This window comes from Planococcus sp. NCCP-2050 (genome assembly GCF_023708025.1).
Lineage (GTDB): Bacteria > Bacillota > Bacilli > Bacillales_A > Planococcaceae > Planococcus.
Genome location: NZ_BRCX01000007.1, coordinates 65796 through 87415 on the forward strand (window position 1 = coordinate 65796; position 21620 = coordinate 87415).

General features: G+C 46.1%; 20 protein-coding genes, 2 rRNA genes and 1 riboswitch. All 22 genes read right to left on the reverse strand.

Annotated elements, in window-relative coordinates; genetic code table 11:
* Positions 1-10: 10 nt before the first annotated feature.
* Positions 11-2224, reverse strand: a complete 2214-nt coding sequence (pcrA, locus tag NFU07_RS16460; protein WP_251480120.1) for a DNA helicase PcrA — start codon at positions 2222-2224, stop codon at positions 11-13.
* A gap of 31 nt (positions 2225-2255) precedes the next feature.
* On the reverse strand, positions 2256-2957 hold the full coding sequence (gene pcrB / locus NFU07_RS16465) for a heptaprenylglyceryl phosphate synthase (protein WP_251480123.1): 702 nt from the start codon (positions 2955-2957) through the stop codon (positions 2256-2258).
* 205 nt (positions 2958-3162) lie between these two features.
* A complete protein-coding gene (locus tag NFU07_RS16470) occupies positions 3163-3483 on the reverse strand; it encodes a YerC/YecD family TrpR-related protein (protein ID WP_251480126.1) in 321 nt (106 codons plus the stop codon).
* Between the two features lie 30 nt (positions 3484-3513).
* Positions 3514-4566 (reverse strand): DUF3048 domain-containing protein, encoded by a 1053-nt coding sequence (locus tag NFU07_RS16475; RefSeq protein ID WP_251480130.1) that lies wholly within the window; start codon positions 4564-4566, stop codon positions 3514-3516.
* Between the two features lie 7 nt (positions 4567-4573).
* Positions 4574-6304 carry an adenine deaminase C-terminal domain-containing protein gene (locus NFU07_RS16480; RefSeq protein ID WP_251480133.1) on the reverse strand — a complete coding sequence of 577 codons (1731 nt, stop codon included), beginning with the start codon at positions 6302-6304 and terminating at the stop codon, positions 4574-4576.
* Positions 6305-6445: 141 nt separating this feature from the next.
* The gene (locus NFU07_RS16485; RefSeq protein ID WP_251480137.1) at positions 6446-7036 is read right to left on the reverse strand and encodes an N-acetyltransferase; all 591 of its coding nucleotides are present in this window, start codon (positions 7034-7036) and stop codon (positions 6446-6448) included.
* Positions 7037-7240: 204 nt separating this feature from the next.
* Entirely contained in the window at positions 7241-8497 is a 1257-nt protein-coding gene (gene purD / locus NFU07_RS16490; RefSeq protein ID WP_251480140.1) for a phosphoribosylamine--glycine ligase, read from the reverse strand.
* Between the two features lie 15 nt (positions 8498-8512).
* Entirely contained in the window at positions 8513-10048 is a 1536-nt protein-coding gene (gene purH, locus NFU07_RS16495) for a bifunctional phosphoribosylaminoimidazolecarboxamide formyltransferase/IMP cyclohydrolase (RefSeq protein ID WP_251480144.1), read from the reverse strand.
* Positions 10049-10081: 33 nt separating this feature from the next.
* Positions 10082-10654, reverse strand: a complete 573-nt coding sequence (gene purN / locus NFU07_RS16500; RefSeq protein WP_251480147.1) for a phosphoribosylglycinamide formyltransferase — start codon at positions 10652-10654, stop codon at positions 10082-10084.
* The gene (gene purM, locus NFU07_RS16505) at positions 10644-11705 is read right to left on the reverse strand and encodes a phosphoribosylformylglycinamidine cyclo-ligase (protein ID WP_251480150.1); all 1062 of its coding nucleotides are present in this window, start codon (positions 11703-11705) and stop codon (positions 10644-10646) included. The genes purN and purM overlap by 11 nt, the downstream gene beginning before the upstream one ends.
* A 12-nt stretch (positions 11706-11717) precedes the next feature.
* A complete protein-coding gene (purF, locus tag NFU07_RS16510; RefSeq protein ID WP_251480154.1) occupies positions 11718-13139 on the reverse strand; it encodes an amidophosphoribosyltransferase in 1422 nt (473 codons plus the stop codon).
* Positions 13115-15343 carry a phosphoribosylformylglycinamidine synthase subunit PurL gene (gene purL, locus NFU07_RS16515; protein ID WP_251480157.1) on the reverse strand — a complete coding sequence of 743 codons (2229 nt, stop codon included), beginning with the start codon at positions 15341-15343 and terminating at the stop codon, positions 13115-13117. The genes purF and purL overlap by 25 nt, the downstream gene beginning before the upstream one ends.
* Positions 15327-16010 (reverse strand): phosphoribosylformylglycinamidine synthase subunit PurQ, encoded by a 684-nt coding sequence (gene purQ, locus NFU07_RS16520; protein WP_251480162.1) that lies wholly within the window; start codon positions 16008-16010, stop codon positions 15327-15329. The genes purL and purQ overlap by 17 nt, the downstream gene beginning before the upstream one ends.
* Positions 16007-16261, reverse strand: a complete 255-nt coding sequence (gene purS, locus NFU07_RS16525; RefSeq protein WP_235198566.1) for a phosphoribosylformylglycinamidine synthase subunit PurS — start codon at positions 16259-16261, stop codon at positions 16007-16009. The genes purQ and purS overlap by 4 nt, the downstream gene beginning before the upstream one ends.
* A complete protein-coding gene (gene purC / locus NFU07_RS16530; RefSeq protein WP_251480165.1) occupies positions 16258-16974 on the reverse strand; it encodes a phosphoribosylaminoimidazolesuccinocarboxamide synthase in 717 nt (238 codons plus the stop codon). The genes purS and purC overlap by 4 nt, the downstream gene beginning before the upstream one ends.
* A 15-nt stretch (positions 16975-16989) precedes the next feature.
* Positions 16990-18285: an adenylosuccinate lyase gene (purB, locus tag NFU07_RS16535; protein WP_251480168.1), complete on the reverse strand. Its 1296-nt coding sequence runs from the start codon at positions 18283-18285 to the stop codon at positions 16990-16992.
* 16 nt (positions 18286-18301) lie between these two features.
* Positions 18302-19426 carry a 5-(carboxyamino)imidazole ribonucleotide synthase gene (purK, locus tag NFU07_RS16540; RefSeq protein WP_251480171.1) on the reverse strand — a complete coding sequence of 375 codons (1125 nt, stop codon included), beginning with the start codon at positions 19424-19426 and terminating at the stop codon, positions 18302-18304.
* Positions 19423-19911: a 5-(carboxyamino)imidazole ribonucleotide mutase gene (gene purE / locus NFU07_RS16545; protein ID WP_251480174.1), complete on the reverse strand. Its 489-nt coding sequence runs from the start codon at positions 19909-19911 to the stop codon at positions 19423-19425. The genes purK and purE overlap by 4 nt, the downstream gene beginning before the upstream one ends.
* 137 nt (positions 19912-20048) lie before the next feature.
* Positions 20049-20148: riboswitch (purine riboswitch) on the reverse strand.
* An 85-nt stretch (positions 20149-20233) separates the two neighbouring features.
* Complete coding sequence (locus tag NFU07_RS16550) at positions 20234-20422, reverse strand: NETI motif-containing protein (protein ID WP_251480177.1); 189 nt, start codon at positions 20420-20422, stop codon at positions 20234-20236.
* Positions 20419-20940, reverse strand: a complete 522-nt coding sequence (locus NFU07_RS16555) for a DUF2179 domain-containing protein (RefSeq protein WP_397443745.1) — start codon at positions 20938-20940, stop codon at positions 20419-20421. The genes NFU07_RS16550 and NFU07_RS16555 overlap by 4 nt, the downstream gene beginning before the upstream one ends.
* 354 nt (positions 20941-21294) lie before the next feature.
* Positions 21295-21410 (reverse strand): 5S ribosomal RNA (gene rrf, locus NFU07_RS16560).
* 83 nt (positions 21411-21493) lie between these two features.
* Positions 21494-21620, reverse strand: a 23S ribosomal RNA gene (locus NFU07_RS16565); the annotation flags it as partial.

The window sequence follows — 21620 nt, forward strand, 5'->3', positions numbered from 1 at the left end:
TTCCTCCCGGCTATTCTTTTTCAATTGGTGCGAATTTTGCCAGCAGGCGTTTGATGCCTACCGGACTTGGGAAAGCGATATCGAGCTCCATCTGCTCCCCTTCGCCTTTCACACTGACAACTGTACCCGTACCCCATTTTTTATGCTTGGCACGGTTTCCAGGCTGCCAGCCAAGTTTATCTCCACCCGATTGCTGGTAGGCCGGGCGGGTGACTGCGGCGCGTTTTGGAGCTTGTCTATAGCTCGTCGGAGCGCCTGCCCGGTAATTCGCCATCGTTTGTTCGATCAACTCTTCTGAAATCTCGCTGATAAACCGGGAAGGCATATTGTAATTGCTTTTGCCGAAAAGGGTACGCGACGTCGCATGCGTCAAATAGAGGCGGTGCTCTGCACGCGTAATTCCGACATAGGCCAAGCGCCGTTCTTCTTCCAATTCATCATCATCCAGATTTGAACGGGAATGCGGAAAGACGTTTTCTTCTAAGCCGATGATGAAGACAACCGGAAATTCCAGCCCTTTTGCAGCGTGCATTGTCATTAAGATGATCGGTCCATCGGCATCTTCCTCGTCATCCAACGAATCGATGTCGGAAATCAACGCCAAGTCCGTCAAAAACGCCACTAAGGATTTATCATCGCTCTGCTTCTCAAATGCTTTCGTCACCGATAAAAACTCTTCCAAGTTTTCCAGGCGGCTTTCGCCTTCAATGGTTTTATCGTTTTGCAGCATTTGGCGGTAGCCTGATTTCTTCAGCACTTCTTCTACCAATTCCGTCACAGACAAAAATTCCTGCATTTGGGTGAAACCATCGATCATGGAACGGAATTCAAGGACTGTCTGGGCCGTTTTCGCTGTCAGTCCCATGAAATCAGCTTCTTGCAAGGCATCCATGATGGTGCGGTCTTGATCGATCGCAAAACGGGCCATGCGTTCGAAGGATGTTGCCCCGATGCCGCGCTTCGGCTCATTGATGATCCGCGCCAACGACAAATCATCGTCGTTATTCGCAATCAGCCTTAAATAAGCGAGTAGATCCTTGATTTCTTTGCGGTCATAGAACTTGGTGCCGCCGACGATGTTATAGGACATATTCGATTTGACGAACATTTCCTCCATTACACGCGACTGGGCATTCGTCCGGTAAAGAATCGCAAAGTCAGACGTTTTATAGCCTTCTTCCTCCATCAATTTCTGGATGGTCTGCACAACAAATTGCGCTTCCTGCCGTTCATCGCCCGCTTTGTGGAGAATGATTGAAGGGCCTTCATCGTTATCTGTTCGCAGTTCTTTTGGGTAGCGGCTTGTATTCTTTTTAATGACGTCATTCGCTGCTTGTAAAATCCGTTTTGTCGAACGGTAATTCTGCTCAAGCATGATGACTTTGGCATTCGGGTAATCTTTTTCGAACGAGAGGATATTCGTGATATCCGCCCCGCGCCAGCGGTAAATCGACTGATCAGAATCCCCTACTACGCAGATGTTCTTGAATTTGCTTGCCAGTTTCTGCACCAATTGGTATTGGGCATTATTCGTATCCTGGTATTCATCTACATGGATGTACTGGAATTTATTCTGGTAGAATTCTAATACGTCCGGTACGGTATTGAACAATTTCAATGTCGTCATGATTAAATCATCGAAATCGAGTGATTGGTTTTTCTTCAAACGTTTTTCATAAGCCAAATAAACTTCCGAAACGGTTTTTTCATAAGGGTTATGCGCGTTCATATTCGCTGCAAATTCGCTGGCATCGATGCATTCGTTTTTTGCCGAAGAAATAGCATTCAGCATCGTCCGCGGCTCATACTTTTTCGGATCCAGGTTTTGCTGCTTCAATACGTTTTTAATAACCGTCAGTTGGTCTGTCGTATCCAAGATCGAAAAGTTTTTCGAAAATCCAAGCTGGTCGATGTTCCGGCGTAAAATCCGCACGCACATCGAGTGGAATGTAGAAACCCACATCCGCTCCCCTGTTCCGTGGCCAAGGAGTCCATCGATCCGGCTGCGCATTTCACGCGCTGCCTTGTTTGTAAAAGTGATTGCTAAGATATTGGAAGGGTAAACCTCTTTTTCCAATACCAAATAAGCGATACGGTGAGTGAGCACGCGTGTTTTCCCGGATCCGGCACCCGCCATGATCAAGAGCGGCCCTTCTGTCGTTTTTACTGCTTGTTCTTGTTCCGGGTTCATTCCTCTAAGTAAATTCTTTGTAATGATTTCCATTTCGCACCACCTCGAACATCTGTTCTTTCTATTATAGCGAGTTGTTGTCTAGTTCCGCAACTGCCTGCACAGTCGCTAATGCCTGTTCCAAGTCTTCATAGAGGATGTTGCCGATCACCACTGTGTCCGCAATAAGCGCCATTTCCTGTGCTTTCTGCACCGAATCGATGCCGCCTCCATAAAATAACCGCGTCTGGTCAAGGACGTTCTTAACTTGCCCCACCAATTCACGGTCGCCATAGGCTCCACTGTATTCCATATAAAAAATCGGCAGCCGAAAAAAATGCTCCGCCATTCTCGCATAAGCGAGTACATCTTCCGCCGATAAATCCGTCTTTGCTCCAGTCAATTCCGCAGCTTTGCAAGCTGGATTCAAAATGCAATATGCTTCCGGAACCAACTCTTCCCAATCCATAATTTCTCCGTACTCCCGGATCGCTTCATGGTGAAGCCCTTTGATCCAAAGCGGATTGTCGCTATTCAGCACCGTGGGAATAAAATAATAATCGAATCCCGGAGTCACCGACTCAATTGTCGAAACTTCGAGCACGACCGGAACTGTAAACCGGCGGACTCGCGCCATTAAATCCAGGACATTGTCGAGTGTGACATTATCACTGCCGCCAATCAAGATGGCATCAGTCCCAGATTCGCAAATTCGTTCCAACTGTCCATCTGAAATTGACTTTGCCGGGTCTAATTTGAATACATGCCGCCATGTTTGAAAGTCCATCATCGTCCACCTAACTTCGCTTCTCTATTCGCTCTTTCATTATAGCAAAAAAAGGGCTGTCCATTAAGCCGAATAGCAGACTCACTGGACAACCCTCTTCTTTTTCTCATGCCAAATCCCGATAGGAGCTGTGCTTCTAGCTGGCCAAGCGGAAAACTCCGCTTAAAATCGATCCTAATCAGGCGCTTATAAGCTTTTCAATCCTTCAGTCTTTAGGAAGTTCGAATGGCTTTTCGTCTGGATACAATCTGCCCAGCATTTCATCATAGCCATCATTGCCATAATTCAAGCATCGACGGACTCGCGAAATCGTAGCAGTGCTGGCGCCTGTTTCATTTTTGATCTTTTCGTACGTCTTTTTCATCCGCAGCATATGAGCAACTTCTAGGCGCTGCGAAAGTGATTGAATTTCACTGATGGTGCACAAATCATCAAAAAAGCGATACGCTTCTTCTTTGTCTTTTAGCGCTAGAATCGCTTCAATTAATTGGTCTGTCTGTGCGCCTCGGATTTTATCTACCTGCATACAGTTTCACCGTCCTTTCATTTCAAATTATTATGGCGTGGCACTGACCATTCCATCCAATCCTGGATTTTCCGGAATGAGATGGATCCATGTTTTGCCTGGCGCCAATTTTACAGGTTCGCCATTCTGAACCGGGACCAACATTCCATTTTCAACGGTCCATTCGGCTTCAAGCCGGCCGCCCCCGTGGAAAACAAGCGCATCTCCACCGCTTTCCAGATCAATCGCCAACCGTCCCTTTTCGTCAATCACGTCATGAGCAGTTTCAAAAAACACAACATTGGCGATCTCCATGATTTCAAGCGATTCTTTATCGCCTGTCAAAACCCCGCCTGAAGATCGGCTGTATCGATGGGTCGTTTCATCATATGTATAGAGATTTTGAAACATGGGATCTGAACCGTACGCGACTTCTATTAAAGAAGCCTGTTCCATCAGTTTAGCACTTTCAGAGTTGTCATAGAAATGATATGCTGACTCCCCGTCAAAAGAAGGTTCGGCATCCACCATATCCATTCCTGTTTTTATATTGTCAAAACTGATATAGGAATTATGCGGCGCTATCCGGTCAGTTGAACGCTGAAACAAGGTGCCGTCATAAGCCATGCCATTGATGTGATCGACAACGCCTCTGTCCAACAGCATTTTCGCATCCGGGCTATAGCCGTGCGCTACAAAAAAAGCATCGTAGTTTGCTGCTAACTGAACAAAATAATCACGCGCACTGCGAATCGGCCCGATTTGGTTCGGGATGTCACTTTGATAGAGCGCAAGAAATCTCGTAACATTTCCTTCGGCCAATAATTCAAAAACCATATCCGCCTGTGTCAGACCCGTTTGGGGCCTTGCATGCGGATGGTTATTGATAACTGCCATGACAGGCCGCTGGTTCAATTCCTGTTCCCTCTCCAATCCTGTAAAAGGAGCGGTAGACTTCCCAGTTTCTTCAACAGGCATTTCCGGTTCTATTATTGCTTCCGGCTCAGCCGGCTCTTCTTTTTTCTCACTCATCATCCAAAAGACAGCAGCTGCAGCTGCCGCCCAAAGCAAGATGATCCATATAAGCCATGACTTTTTTTTCATCGTCTGTTTACCTCATAAACGCCGGAAATAAGATTTTTTTATTCATTACATCGTAAATCCCTCTTTGGGTGACACGCACATAAGGCAAATGGGTCGCCTGCAGGAAAAGGAGCGTGTAGACGGCATCTCCTTTTGAATAGCCGCGGTCTTTCAGCGCTTTCTTCAACGCCATTTCTTGGGGGATCAATTCTTCCATCGGCAGCTCCGACATCACCCCGCCGATCGGAAGCGGAAGCGAACAAACGGTTTCTCCTTCTTCCACAAGGACAATCCCGCCTTTCAAACGCTTCAATTCATCGAAAGCGAGCCACATATCTTTTCGGCTCTTGCCGATCAGAATGATATCTCCTGTATTGGAATAGGACGAAGCAAATCCGCTGACACCGGATGCAAAGCCTTTAATCAATGTGTTTACGCGCCATTTTCCATGCTTGTCGAGAAGCATTAGAAAACTTTCTTCATGATCTTGCGATAGCGTTCCTTCATGCGTATCGACGCTCACTGAATAAGGCTTTGTAATAACGTCATTAATCATTTCAATCCCGAAAGGCATCGAAAATTGGAAGTCATCTTCTGTTAAGTCAAAATCGAGATCCAAGTCCGGCATCACGGACCAATCGATTTTCGGCAAGTCAAAAACTTTCTGGCCGTCCCGTTTTAGCCAAACCCCTTTTGAAATCACACCGGATGGAACAGGGTTCTCCAGGGAATCCAATATATTCAAGTTGGCAAAACGCCCAGTTGCAATCAAACCGTGCAAACTTGTTACATTGTAATACCGGGCGACATTATAAGACGCCATCATATACGCATCGATTGCTGGCACTCCCGCTTCTAACGCGATTTTGATGCAAAGGTCCATCACGCCGTCCAAGTGGAAGCCGGGAGTTGAACCGTCCGTTGTCATCATTAATTTATCAAAGACATTCAGCTCTTTTTCCACAATGCCTTTTAACAATACCGGCAAATCCGGCCGGATGGAAGAATGGCGAAGCGTGACGCCATAACCGTGGAGGAGGCGCATTTCCACTTCTTCCACGGTCATCGCTTCATGGTCTCCGTCTGCCCCAAGCAAACGCATGCGCGCAAGGGTTTTCTCGGAAGCACCCGGGAAATGCCCTTCAATTTTTTTCAAGCTCATTTTCGCTTTTTGAATCCAGTAAAGCATTTGATCGTCGCCAGCCAAAAGCTTCGGCCATCCGGTCAATTCCCCGCCTAGCCAGACGTCGGTCCGCTCCAGCCACTCTCCGACTGATTTTGAAGTGAACAACCGGTCTTCTTCGCTCAGCTCCGTCTGCGAGTCAAATCTCGTCCACCAATAAAAGTTAAAAGGCAGCTCTGCCATTTCATCCAATAATGAAAACGCTTTCTCATTTTCCAATGATAAAAACAAAGTCAAGTTGTCGGATAGGAACGTTGTAGTTCCGCCTTGAGCTGCATAATTCGCAAATGTTTGGGGATTATAGAGCTGATAAGGGTGGACATGGGGTTCAATATAACCCGGTACGATATACTTCCCTTCCATCTCAATCACTTCTGTGGATGCATCGATTTTCGCCATATCCGGCCCTGCATAAACAATGCGATCCCCTTTTATCCATATATTTCCGGTCATCCATTTTTTGAAAATGCCATGCAAATAAGTAGCATTTACCAATAAGAGATCCGGTGCTAATTCTTTGTCGATAATTTTAAGTTGTTGTCTGATTTCAGTATTTCTCCATAATGGGTTTCCCATATCCGGCACCTTCTTCCTCTATCTCTATGCATAATATCGTAGCATAATAATGCATGAAAATACAGAGAGGACTGGATAATACTAGAACATTCTGACCATAATCAGACACAAAAAATCCACGCCGGCAGCGTGGATTTCACTTTATTTTGCAGTTGTTGAATTGAAGGGATCCAAGACATTCTCTTTTTCATTTTTATTGAATGACAGGACCTTTGAAGTCGGTTCGTACGATTCGCCGTAAAAATGCTCGTCTTTATACGTATGGATGTCCTCATACATTTTCTTCATCGCCTCGAAAATTTCTTCTTCCGATTCGTTGTTCGGCGCCCAGTAAAGGATTTCCATCGAATTCTCTTCACCAGTCGCTAGCGAACGGCGGCAATAGCCGATGGATGCAGCGTGTTGAAAGCCTTCTCTAGCATAAAAGCGCAAGCGTTTTTCAGTATCCGTGTCCTCGTAGTTTACAGGTTCCACTTCAAGGATGATCGGCTTGTTCTTGTCTTTCAGCATTTGCAAAGTTTTCTTCCCTAAGCCCATGCCGCGCGATTCTTTAGAAACGAATAAATAATCGACAAACGAGAAAGTCGGAAACTCTGCGTACATCAAGACATGGTAAGGCCCTTCATCTTTATAATAAACACTGCCTTTTTCTTTCAGCAACGTATCCATATGCTCTTTTGATTTCATTTCTTCTACTGGGAAATACTGATTTAGTTTTTCATACCAATTCATAGTTTGTGCTCCTTTCAAATTTGGGTGCCCTGCTGATTTTGTTTCTGGGGTCTTGCTAACTAGTTCGTTATGGAGTGTGATTAAGAGGTAAAAGTGGGCAGTTGAAAATCCTCAACTCAATTTTTAATACCCCAAGGGCGGGGAATTAAACAAAAAATGACACATCTCCGATACGAATTTGTGTCATTTATAAGTTTAACATATTCAATTTTGCATTGCACGCCATCCGATGTCTGTCCGGTAGAAGTAGCCAAGCCATTCGAGCTTGTCCAATTCCTCATAGACTTTTTCCTGTGCAGCTAATAGCGACTCACCTTTAGCTGAAACTAGCAGGACACGCCCGCCGTTGCCGACGAAACCTTTATGGGTTTCCCGCGTCCCGGCATGCACCACTTCAACCCCTTGAAGCTCCTCAAAACTTGGCAACAGGATGCCTTTTTCGATTTCACCAGGATATCCGTCAGCAGCAATGACAACGCCAAGCATAGCCTGGCCGTCCCATTCCAAATCAAATTTCCGGCCGTCTAAAATTGCATCCATGAATGCGCCGAAATCAGATTTCATCTTCGGAAGGACCACTTGCGTTTCAGGATCTCCAAAACGCGCATTGAATTCGATGACTTTCGGACCTTCTTCCGTCAAGATGACGCCGGCATATAAAATGCCATTGAACGATGTTCCTTCTGCTGCCATTGCACCGATCACCGGATCGACAATGGTGCCAAATGTCTCTTCTATAATGGCTTCAGAAATTTGCGGCACCGGTGAGTAGGCACCCATCCCGCCCGTATTCGGACCTCTATCGCCGTCAAAAGCACGTTTATGGTCTTGGGAAATCGGCATCGGATAGATTTCGCCATCCTGGACAAACGACATGAACGAAAACTCTTCGCCAGCAAGAAACTCTTCGATTACGACGCGGGAACCCGATTCGCCGAACTTTTGGCCTTCGAGCATATCTTTCACGGCAGCGATGGCTTCTTCTTCAGAAGTGGCCACAACGACGCCTTTCCCTGCCGCAAGCCCATCCGCTTTAATGACAATCGGAGCTCCTGTCGATCGAATAAATTCAATTGCAGGCTGAACTTCCGTGAACGTTTCATAAGCAGCTGTCGGAATGCCGTATTTTTTCATTAATTCCTTAGCAAACGCTTTGCTGCCTTCGATTTTCGCAGCTTCTTTTGATGGTCCGAAAATACGCAGCCCGCGGTCTTTGAAAAAGTCGACGATCCCAGCAGCTAACGGCTGTTCCGGTCCGACAAAAGTGAAATCGATGTTCTTCGCTGCCGCAAAATCTGCCAATGCTGCGAAGTCCATTTCGTCAATTTCCACTAATTCTGCATCCGTGCGCATCCCATCATTTCCGGGTGCGGCATAAACTTGTTCGACAGATGCCGAACGAGAAAACTGGCGAACAATGGCGTGTTCTCTACCGCCTCTTCCGATGACTAAAACTTTCATCTTAACACCTCCGGCTTAGTGTTTGAAATGGCGAACGCCTGTAAAGATCATCGCAATGCCATATTCATTCGCTTTATCAATTGAATCCTGGTCTTTTTTTGAACCGCCTGGTTGAATAATTGCTTTAATGCCTGCTTTTGCAGCAGCTTCTACCGTATCTGCCATCGGGAAGAAGGCATCCGAAGCCATAACTGCCCCTTGCGCTTTTTCTCCTGCCTGTTCCAAAGCAATTTTTGCAGAGCCTACCCGGTTCATTTGACCGGCCCCAATACCTAAAGTCATAGCGGAATTGCAAACGACAATCGCATTGGATTTTACATGTTTAACAACGCTCCAGCCAAGCTTCAGCGCTTCTAATTCTTCAGCAGTCGGTTCCCGATCCGTCGCCACTGAAATTTCCGCTTCATCATAGCCAAATGCATCCGGCTGCTGGACTAAAAGTCCGCCTTCCACTGTCACGGTATTCCATTTGTCTTGTTTTGTGCGGCTAAAAGAGATCGTCAATAAACGGATATTTTTCTTCTGCGTCAATAATTCAATCGCCTCTTCCGAAAAAGAAGGCGCTATGATAATTTCAAGGAAAATTCCGGCTAATTGTTGAGCTGTTTCAGCATCAACTTCCCGGTTCAACGCCACGATGCCGCCAAAAATGGAAGTTGAATCGGCTTCATAAGCTTTATTGAATGCCTCAGAAATCGTTTCACCTGTTCCAACACCGCAAGGGTTCATATGCTTGACTGCTACGGCAGCGGGTTTCGTAAATTCTTTGATGATTTGGAGTGCCGCATTGGCATCTTGGATATTGTTGTAAGACAATTCCTTGCCATGCAATTGATCGGCATGGGCAATTGAAAAATCCGAGCCTAGCGGGCTGCGGTAAAATGCCGCTTTTTGATGCGGATTTTCTCCATAGCGAAGCGGCTGTTGCAATTCATATGTAAGCGTCAGCTGATCCGGATATTCCTCACCTGTCAATTCCGTTAAATAATTGGAGATATACGAATCATATGCAGCTGTGTGGCGGAAAACTTTAGCAGCTAAGCGGCGTCTCGTTTCTGAAGTTGTCTCATTTCCGTTTTGCAACTCGCTAGCCACAATCGCGTAGTCTTCGGAATCAACAATAACCGTCACATAGGCATGGTTTTTCGCTGCAGAACGTAGCATTGTCGGGCCGCCGATATCGATATTTTCAATCGCATCGTCAACCGTTACGCCTGGCTTTGAAATTGTTTCACGGAATGGGTATAAATTAACGCATACAATATCAATTGGGGATATGCCGTTTTCAGCCATTTCATGTTGATGCGTGGCATCGTCATGTTTAGCCAAAAGACCGCCGTGGATTAATGGATGCAAGGTTTTGACGCGTCCGCCCAGAATTTCGGGGAATTTGGTAATTTCATCAACTGCTGTAATCGCAACGCCATTTTCTTCTAAAAAGCGTTTTGTTCCGCCTGTCGATAGGATTTCATAATCCATTTTTTCCAGTTCCTGCGCAAACTCCAGGATCCCTGATTTATCCGATACACTTAGCAAAGCTCTTTTTTTCACGATACGTCCTCCTATAAATACTGCAGATGGGTGTTACTGATTGAATAATTGCTGCAACGTTGCAGGATATAACTGGTGTTCAATTTCATGGATTTCTTTTTCGACCGCTTCGCGTGTACGTCCGTCAACAGCAAATGATTGTTGGGCAATGATTTTGCCGGTGTCCATTCCCGCATCGACGTAATGGACGGTCACACCCGCGAATTCAGCGCCTGATGCAAGCGTTTGGCCGATGGCATCTTTCCCGGGAAAAGCGGGCAGCACTGAAGGATGGATATTAATGATGCGATTTTCATAAGCCGCAAGCAGAACCGGTCCAATCAATCTCATATATCCTGCCAATACAATCCATTCTACACCTAAACTCTGGAGTTTTTCCTTTAACATCTCTTCATATAATTGTTTCGTATCGTATTGAGACGGGATAAATGCAAAAGATGCCACCCCAAGCTTTTCGGCGCGTTCTACGACAAAAGCAGTCGGTCGGTCAGTCACAACCAATGCCAATTCGGCCTGCAGCTCGCCTTTTTGAATCGCATCGGCAATCGCTTGAAAATTAGAGCCGTTTCCAGAAGCGAAAACGGCGATTTTAGGTTTATTGTTCATCGAGGGTCCCATCCTGTTCCCCTTTAAATTGCACACCAGACTTGCCGGACACCTGGCCAATGATATATGCCTGTTCACCGCTTGCTATGGCTGATGCCAGAACTTGCTCAGCATCTTTTGCTGCAACAGCCAGTACAAAACCGATGCCTGCATTGAAAACAGAGAACAAATCGCGGTCAGTCAGTGAACCTTTTTCCTGAAGCATGTCGAAGATGCGGAGAACCGGCCAACTGCCGAGTTCAATCTCAGCACCTAAGCCTTCAGGCATCATGCGCGGCAAGTTTTCGATAAATCCTCCGCCGGTTACGTGGGCCATCCCATGAATTTCAACATCGTTCGCGATGGCTGCGACCGTTTTCGCATAAATTTTTGTCGGTGTCAGCAATTCATTGCCAAGCGGCCCTAAATCTTCAAAGCCCTCGATAATTTGATCCAGCTGATAATGGTGCTGATCAAAGACGATATTGCGTACGAGCGAATAGCCGTTTGAATGGATGCCGCTCGAAGCTAACCCGATCAACACATCTCCCTGCTGGATTTTTTCGCCTGTAACGATCTTGGATTTCTCCGCTGCCCCTACTGCAAATCCGGCGATGTCGTATTCATCTGCTTCATAAAGACCCGGCATCTCGGCTGTTTCGCCGCCAATCAATGCAGCGCCTGCCTGTACACAGCCATCCGCTACCCCTTTGACAATTTGCTCAATCTTTTCAGGAACCGCTTTTCCAACGGCAATATAGTCGAGGAAAAATAACGGTTCCGCCCCTTGTGCAACAATGTCATTGACACACATCGCCACACAGTCGATGCCGATCGTATCGTGGCGGTCTGCCATGAATGCCAGCTTCAATTTTGTTCCGACTCCATCCGTTCCAGAAACAAGAACCGGTTCTTTCAAATTCAGCTCAGACAAATCGAACATGCCGCCAAAACCGCCGAATGCACCGAGCATCCCTTTACGCGCCGTACGCTCCACATGGGATTTCATTCGGTTGACTGCTTCATAGCCTGCTTCGATATTTACGCCTGCCTGTTCATATGCTTTTGACATGCCGGTTCCCCCTTATTTCACTTTCTCTTTTTCATGCGGAAGCACTGTATCCGGGAAAATGTTTGTCGGATACTCCCCTGTAAAGCACGCTAAGCAATGGCCGCATTTTGCTCCAGGGTCGGTACGTCCAATATTTTGCACCATTCCGTCCACTGACAAGAATGTGAGTGAGTCTGCGCCAATGATTTCCCGCATTTCTTCTATCGTATTGTTTGCTGCGATCAACTCTCCCGAAGTGGAAATGTCGATGCCGTAAAAACAAGGGCTTTTGATCGGCGGTGAACTGATGACAACATGCACTTCCGTCGCTCCCGCATCTTTCAGCAAGTTCACAATTCTCCGCGAAGTCGTTCCGCGGACAATCGAATCATCCACCATGATGACGCGTTTGCCTTTCACGACTTGGCGCACTGGTGACAGCTTCATTTTGACCCCTTGCTCGCGCAAGTCTTGAGAAGGCTGGATAAATGTCCGGCCGACATAGCGGTTCTTGATCAAACCAAGCTCATATGGAATGCCGCTTTCTTCCGAGAATCCAATAGCAGCGGAAATGCTCGAATCCGGAACACCGGTTACGACATCTGCATCGATCTGAACTTCTTTTGCCAACTGTTTGCCGAGGCGCTTTCTCGCTGCGTGCACATTGATGCCATCAATATCTGAATCCGGTCGTGAGAAATAAACATATTCCATCGTACAAATAGACCGTTCCTGCGGGTAAGCAAAACGTTCAGCCCGTAAGCCGTCATCTGTAATGACCAAAAATTCCCCTGGCTCCACTGAACGGACAAATTCCGCACCGATGATATCAAAAGCACAAGTTTCAGAAGCCACTACCCAAGCGTTGCCCAGCTTCCCAAGAGAAAGCGGGCGCAAACCGTTCGGATCAAGTGCGACATACATCGCCTCTTCCTTTAAAATCACACAGGCAAATGCTCCTTTTAATAGAGACAACGCATTTTTAGCTTGCTCTTCAAACGTCGCATAGCCGCTGCGTTTAATGAGATGCGCCAGCACTTCGGTATCAGAAGTGGTTTGGAAGATGCTGCCTTGGCGTTCCAAATGGCTTTTTAGTTCCGTCGCATTGACTAAGTTGCCGTTATGGGAAATAGCTAAGCTGCCAGTAGTCGAGTTGAAGAGCAGCGGCTGGACGTTTTCAATTCCGCTGCCCCCTGCTGTTGCATAGCGGACATGGGCAATCGCCCCTGTCCCGGCAATGCCTTCAATCTTCTCTGGCGTAAACACTTCACTGACCATGCCTTCGCCTTTTAGCGCTTTTAAGTAGTTTTTATCTGTTGAGACAATCCCTGCGCCTTCTTGGCCGCGATGTTGCAAAGCATGCAACCCGTAATACGATAGCTGCGCTGCATTCGGATGGCCCCATATTCCAAAGACGCCGCATTCTTCATTTAAGCTTCTGATTTCAGCAAGCATGGGATAGCTCCTTTCCAAGCTGTGCGAAGGGCTTCGACTGAATCTTGGATCCAAATGGTGCCGTCTTCGCTTTTGATCGTCAATGTCCCGGTATCTGTGACTGTTCCGATTCGCTTGGCATCTGTAACAACTTGTTCGAACGCTTGTGCCTTGTCCGGAGAAACGGTCAAAACAAAGCGCGATTGCGATTCGCTGAATAAAGCCGTAGTGGCTGAACCTGAAAGCGAAGCTTCAATTCCAAGTCCCTTGCCGAACGCTTTTTCTGCCAGTGCGACCGCAACGCCGCCTTCTGCTACGTCATGAGCAGATGCAACGAAGCCGCCTTTGATAGCTTCTAAAATCTGCTGTTGCCGCTGTGCTTCAACCTTCAAATCGATTGCCGGCGCTTTGCCGAAAATCCGGCCTTCTACCATTTTTTGAAGTTCACTGCCGCCGAATTCCGTCAAGCTTTCGCCGATCAAGTAAACGAAGTCTCCTGCACGCTTCGCATCTTGAGTCGTAACATGCGACAGGTCTTCCACTAAACCGACCAAACCGATGGTCGGCGTCGGATAAATTGCCGTGCCGTTTGTTTCATTGTATAAAGAAACGTTCCCGCCAATAACCGGTGCATCAAGAATGGTGCAAGCTTCAGACATGCCATCTGCCGCTTTTTCCAGCTGCCAGAAGATTTCCGGCTTCTCAGGATTCCCGAAGTTCAGGCAGTCCGTGATAGCCAGCGGTTTTGCACCTGAAACGACTACGTTCCGTGCAGCTTCCGCGACCGCAATTTTGCCGCCGGTTTCCGGATCCAAATAGATATAGCGGGAGTTGCAATCCGTTGTCATCGCTAAGCCCTTATTCGTTCCGCGAACACGGATAACCGCTGCATCCGATCCTGGGCTGACGACTGTACTTGTCCGGACTTGATGGTCGTATTGATCGTAGACCCATTCTTTTGAAGCGATTGTCGGCTGCTGCAATAGCGCCTTCAATGTTTCGCTGTAGTTTTCCACTTTCGGTTCTGCGTTGTCCATTTGCTGATACTCTTTAAAGTAAGCAGGCACACTTGATGGTTTATGGTAAACGGGCGCATCTTCCGCCAAGGCATCAACCGGCACTTCTGCTACGACTTCCCCTTTATGCACTAAACGCAAAGTCGAGTCATCCGTTACGGTACCAACTGTAACTGCATCCAATCCGTATTTCTCAAACAATTCCACAATCTCAGGTTCACGGCCTTTTTTCACGACAATCAGCATGCGTTCCTGTGATTCCGACAGCATCATTTCATAAGCCGTCATTCCTGTTTCGCGCTGCGGCACATGGTCAAGATCCATTTCAATGCCGGATCCCGCTTTTGAAGCCATTTCAGCCGACGAAGAAGTAAGGCCAGCTGCGCCCATGTCCTGAATACCGACAAGTGCATCGGATTTCACGAGTTCCAGGCATGCTTCAAGCAAGAGTTTTTCCATAAATGGATCACCCACTTGCACGGCTGGGCGGTTATCGCCCGATGATTCCGTCAATTCTTCCGATGCGAAAGTAGCACCGTGGATGCCGTCGCGCCCAGTTTTCGCTCCCACATACATCACCGGGTTGCCGACGCCTGACGCTACACCTTTTTGGATGTCTTCATGATTGATCAAGCCTACACACATCGCGTTTACGAGCGGGTTGCCGTCATAGGAATCATCGAACTGAACTTCTCCGCCGACAGTCGGAATGCCGATGCAATTGCCGTATCCAGCAATTCCAGCCACTACTTCTTCAAACAAGTATTTAACGCGCGGCGTTGTCAATTCACCGAAACGAAGCGAATTCAACATTGCAATCGGGCGCGCTCCCATTGAAAAGACGTCACGGATGATGCCGCCTACTCCTGTTGCCGCTCCTTGATACGGTTCAATTGCTGAAGGGTGGTTATGGGATTCCATTTTAAAGACCACTGCCTGGCCGTCTCCAATATCCACAATCCCGGCGCCTTCGCCCGGTCCTTGAAGTACACGCGGCGCTTTTGTCGGGAATTTCGCCAAGACCGGTTTTGAATTTTTATACGAACAATGCTCTGACCACATGACCGAAAACAAACCGGTTTCTGTATAATTCGGCGTTCTTCCTAAAATCTTCTCCACCATGGCAAATTCTGAATCGGATAATCCCATTTGCTGATAGATTTTCTGTTCTTTGATCTGCTCAGTATTTGGCTCAAGCATGACTGACATTTGCTTCCCTCCACTGTTTCACAATTGATTTAAATAGGGCCAAGCCGTCGCTGCCGCCGATCAAATCGGATACAGCACGTTCCGGATGCGGCATCATGCCAAGGACATTGCCGCGTTCATTGACAATCCCAGCGATGTTGTTGCGGCTGCCGTTAAAATCGTCTGCATAGGAAAAAACGATTTGATTGTTCTTTTTCAACTGCTCATATGTTGCATCGTCGCAATAATAATTTCCTTCGCCGTGAGCGATCGGAATTTGGATTTCCTGGCTTTCTGCATATTCGTTCGTGAATAGCGTGTTGGCATTCTCCACTTTCAAACCGACTGTCTTGCACATGAATTTCAAGTTTTTATTGCGGAGCAAAACGCCCGGAAGCAGGCCTGCCTCCGTCAAAATCTGGAATCCGTTGCAAATGCCAAGAACCGGCTTGCCGGCTTCGACCGCTTTTTTCACTTCATCCATCACTGCTGATGACTGCGCAATGGCACCGCAGCGCAAGTAATCGCCATACGAAAACCCGCCTGGCAATAAAATCCCGTCATAACCGCTTAAATCTGTTGAATCATGCCATACATACTCTGCTTCTTCACCCAGTTCATCCTTGACCGCATGGTACATGTCTAAATCACAATTGGACCCAGGAAATACGATTACTGCGAATTTCATTGCGAGACAGCCTCCTCAATTTCGAAACGGTAATCTTCAATTACCGTATTCGTCAATAACTTCTGGCACATTTCATTTACTAACGCATCAACATCCTGTGCGTCATCCGAGATCATCAATTCCAAGTATTTGCCGATCCGGACGTCTTCAACTTCCGCATAGCCCATTTTGTGAAGAGACCCCATTACTGCAGACCCTTGCGGATCCAATACGCTTTCGCGCAAAGTGACGTAGATTTTTACCTTTTTCATGAATGTTGTCCTCCCAGTTTAGCTAAAATGAGTTCATACGCTTCCGTTAAATTGCCCAGATCCCGGCGAAATACATCTTTATCAAGTTTTTGTTTCGTTTTGGCATCCCACAAACGGCATGTATCCGGTGAAATTTCATCTGCCAACAAAATACGGCCGTCTTGGCCACGGCCAAATTCGATTTTAAAATCCACTAAGTCCACGCCGACTTCTTTAAAGAAGCCGATTAAGATTTGGTTGACCGCTAGCGCTTTTTCCTGTAATTCCTGAACTTCATCAGTTGTTGCGAGTTCCAGCATTTCAATATGGTCTTCTGTCATGATCGGATCGCCAAGTTCATCGTCTTTGTAATAAAATTCGACGATCGGCTTTTTCAAAACGGTTCCTTCTTCTAAACCGAAGCGCTTCGCCATGCTGCCGGCAACGATATTCCGTGTCACCACTTCGACCGGAATAATCGCCACTTGCCGCACGAGCTGCTCATGGTCAGACAATTGTTTAACAAAATGCGAGGCAATGCCCGCCTCCTGCAATCTTTCGAAAATCAATGATGTGATTTTATTGTTCAACATGCCTTTGCCGGCAATTTCCGCTTTCTTTTCCCCATTAAAAGCTGTTGCTGAATCTTTGTATTCCACCCATAAAATAGCTTGTTCGTCCGTTGCATATAAGCGTTTTGCCTTGCCTTCGTACAATAGCTGACCTTTTTCCATGTGAGAAGCCTCCGTTTAGTTTAATCCAAGCCGGTTGAAAATCATGTCCACTTGCTGCAAGTGATGGTTATAGTCAAAGCAATCGTCCAATTCTTCTTTAGACAATTGAGATGTAATCGTTTCATTCGCTTCCACGATTTTGCGGAAATGCGTCTGGTTTTCCCATGCTTCCATCGCACAAGGCTGAACCGTGTCATATGCAGCTTCACGTGCCATGCCTTTATCGATCAGCGCCAACAGCACCCGCTGCGAATAAATCAAGCCAAGCGTTGAATCCATATTGCGCTTCATATTCTCAGGGAATACCGTCAAATTCTTCACGATATTCGAGAAGCGGTTCAACATATAGTTCAGCGCAATCGTTGCATCCGGTAAAATCACACGCTCTGCTGACGAATGGGAGATATCGCGTTCATGCCAAAGTGAGACGTTTTCGTAGGAAGTGACCATATAACCGCGGATTAAGCGCGCAAGGCCCGTCATGTTTTCTGAACCGATCGGATTGCGTTTATGCGGCATCGCTGAAGATCCTTTTTGCCCTTTCGCGAAAAATTCTTCCACTTCACGCGTTTCCGATTTTTGAAGACCGCGGATTTCTGTCGCGAACTTCTCAATAGACGTTGCAATTAAAGCCAGTGTGCTCATATACTGCGCATGGCGGTCGCGCTGCAAAGTCTGTGTTGAAATCGGAGAAGCGGCTAAGCCCAATTGTTTACAGACATACTCTTCAACAAACGGATCGATATTTGCATAAGTTCCGACTGCCCCTGACATTTTCCCGGTCTCGATCGTCTTCGCTGCTGCTTCGAATCGTTCTAAATTGCGTTTCATTTCCTCATGCCACAATGCCAGTTTCAAACCGAAAGTTGTCGGTTCTGCATGAACACCGTGCGTACGGCCCATCATGACGGTCATTTTATGTTCTTTGGCTTTATTTGCTAAAACTTCAATGAAATTTGTCAAATCTTTACGGATGATTGTGTTTGCCTGTTTAATCAAATAAGATAGGGCTGTATCAACTACATCTGTAGAAGTCAGTCCGTAATGCACCCATTTGCGCTCTTCGCCCAAAGTTTCAGACACCGCACGCGTAAACGCGACAACATCGTGACGCGTTTCTTCTTCGATCTCCAAAATCCGATCTACTGAAAACGAAGCGTTCTGGCGGATTTTCACGACATCTTCTTTTGGAATATCACCAATTTCAGCCCATGCTTCACAAGCTAAAATCTCCACTTCCAGCCAAGCGTTGTAGCGGTTTTCGTCAGTCCAAATTGCACCCATTTCGGGTCTTGTGTAACGTGCGATCATAAACAATTTCCTCCAATTATTCCGGCCAAATACCGGATTCGTCGATTTCTTTTAAAGTCCCTTTCAGGTCTTCCGTTAATATTGTAACATGGCCCATTTTGCGCTTATGCTTCGCTTCATCTTTGCCGTATAGATGCACTGACCAGTTTGGATACTGCGAAATCTTAGAAGTCAAAGGTGCGACATGCTCGCCAAGAATATTCACCATAATGGTATCTGCCCATAATTTTGGCTTTCTGAGCGGCCAACCACAAATGGCCCGGATATGCTGATGGAACTGTGAGCTATTCGTGCCTTCAATGGAGTAATGGCCAGAATTATGAGGGCGCGGCGCCAGCTCGTTCACAAGAATGTCTCCATTCTCCAAAACAAACATTTCAACCGCGAGAGTGCCAATCATCTCCAGATGGCTCGCGATTTTATTCGCCGCATCTTTGGCCTGTTCGATCGTTGCATCCGCCACAGGAGCTGGCACAATCGTTTGGTGGAGGATATGGTCTTTATGGATATTCTCCCCGATCGGCAAAATTTCCATTGCGCCGTGGACATTCCGCTGAATTATAACGGAAATCTCTTTCGTAAAATCGATAAAGGATTCTGCCACACAATCCCCGTTTTGGAATAACGGCTCAGCCAATGGCAATTCCTCTTTTGAATGGATGGTTTGCTGCCCTTTGCCGTCGTATCCGCCCTTCGCCGTTTTAACCACAAACGGAAAAGTGAGGCCAGCGCTTTTCTCTTCTAATTCGCTGTATGTGGAGGCAGTGATATAATCAGCAATTGGAACGCCCGCCTCAGAAATCGCTTGTTTTTCAAATATGCGATTTTGCGTTATCCGGATCAGTTCCGATCCTTGGGGAACATAAGCGATTTCACTTAACTTTTCCAAGCCAGCCACGTCTATGTTTTCGAACTCATAGGTGATCACATCACTTACCTCGGCTAACTCTTCAAGTGCGTGCAAATCATTATAAGGAGCTACGATTTGAATATCCGCAATCTGCCCAGTTGGAGAATCCATGGCTGGATCTAAGACCGCAATTTTAAACCCTGCTTCTTTGGCAGCCATGGCCATCATGCGTCCAAGCTGGCCACCGCCAATGATTCCAATCGTTTGCCCTGGAAGAATAATTTTAGTCATTTTAAATCACCTGTGCTTTTTAAGACTTCTTCATGGGTCCGTTTTCTTCTATCTTCTAACGCTTCTGCCACTGTTGTATCAGTAGTTCCAAGGATTTGTGCAGCCAGTAAGCCTGCATTTACAGCTCCTGCTTTTCCGATGGCTACAGTCGCTACCGGAACACCTCCTGGCATTTGTACAATAGATAAAAGAGAATCCAAACCATTTAAAGCTTTTGATTGAACGGGTACGCCAATTACGGGCAAAGTCGTTTTTGCTGCAACCATTCCGGGCAAGTGAGCCGCTCCGCCAGCACCGGCGATAATCACATGCAGACCTCTTTCTCTTGCCTGTTCTGCATAGCTAAACATTAAATCAGGAGTACGGTGAGCCGAAATCACTTGTTTTTCGTAACTTATGTTGAGTTCATCCAAAATATCACATGCATGTTTCATTGTTTCCCAATCGCTTGAACTTCCCATAATGACGCCAATCCGTGGATTCATCACAATATCTCTCCTTTAAAACAAATAAAAGCCCTTAAATAAACTGCTCACATAACGTGAAAAGCAGTTTACTTAAGGACTTTCTCATTAGACGATTTATAAATGATGCCGTAAATAAGCACATTTTCGCCAATTATCCATAAGTTGCTTTCCCGCATAGTCCAGACATTCCGGTGTCTTGGTAGAAACGCAGAAGCCAATCCTTCTGCATATATGGGGTATCCACAATCATCATAACAAGAGACAACTGAGGAGTCAACGATAAAGTCGAACGATTAAACATCTTACTTCATAATCGTTCGTCTTTATAACAAATATTTACTTATTCATTTAATTTCATGCCTTTAAATTTTACTATTTGGCGTATAGGTACAGGCTTACCATCAATTTCTTCAAATAACGGCTCTTCTTTTCGCCCCACAGCCGCATAGCCTTCTCGCTTCATTCGTTCTAAGCAGGCATCCATTGTTTCGTTTTCGCCCACCTCGAACCAGATCGTTTTCTTACTCATTTAAATAATTTCCCTCTCTTTACTTGTTTCACCCAGAATCCGCCATGGATTGTTTTAGGTTCATACGCAATGATAAATGCTTTCGGATCTAATTCTTTAATAGTGGCATATAATTGAAGCTCCATTTTGCGAGGAGTCAAAATTTGCATCGACTGACGTCCGCCCTCCATGCCATTGGCTATCCAATCCGTTACCCCATAGCCTTTCTCCCGCAATTTCTTAGGAAGAAGTGGATCTTCATCACTTGTAATGACATTTACAGTAATATAACCTAATGCCATTTTCTCTTCAATTTTAGATCCGACAATGACACCTGATCCATAACCGATTGCATAGGCTATCAAATTTTGAATTTGATCTAAATTATCCAATACTAATCCTAAACCTACTATATAAATAACCGTTTCCACCATGCTGACAGCTGCCGCTAAATATCGGTATCCTTTTAGCGTCATAATCATTCGGATGGTAAAGAACGAAACATAGACGATATTGATGGAAAAAATAATCAAGACCATTAACCACGGATTAATATCCACTTTTTGCACCCTTTCTCTCCTATAAAGATTCATGTTTCATACTAGTAGAGTTAGTAAGCAATTGCAAGGAACATTAGGTAAATTTACTATAATGAACAAGAAATTCTCATAAAAATCACTATCTAAAAATAGCATGGTCCCGTTAGTAGAAAACCTGTAAATACTTAATGTTTAGTAGCTAAGTTAAACCATTTTAAAATTGGATACATCTACTGATGAGCTCTTGAAATTACGATCACGCCGCTTTTACTCTATTCAGAGAACAGGAGATAAGAAATAAATAGGAAAAATATAAAAAAAGCCGTTACCGGCTACAGTAACGACTTTCCATGTGCCCAGCGACGTCCTACTCTCACAGGGGGAGACCCCCAACTACCATCGGCGCAAAAGAGCTTAACTTCCGTGTTCGGGATGGGAACGGGTGTGGCCTCTTTGCCATCATCACTGGACTATTTTTTTCAGAGTGACTTGTTCACTCAAAACTGGATATTCGACATCGAAACAGGTGAAACGCGCTTTTCAGGAAGCCATATTGGTTAAGTCCTCGATCGATTAGTATTCGTCAGCTGCACGTGTCGCCACGCTTCCACCTCGAACCTATCTACCTCATCGTCTTTGAGGGATCTTACTTGCTTGCGCAATGGGAAATCTCATCTTGA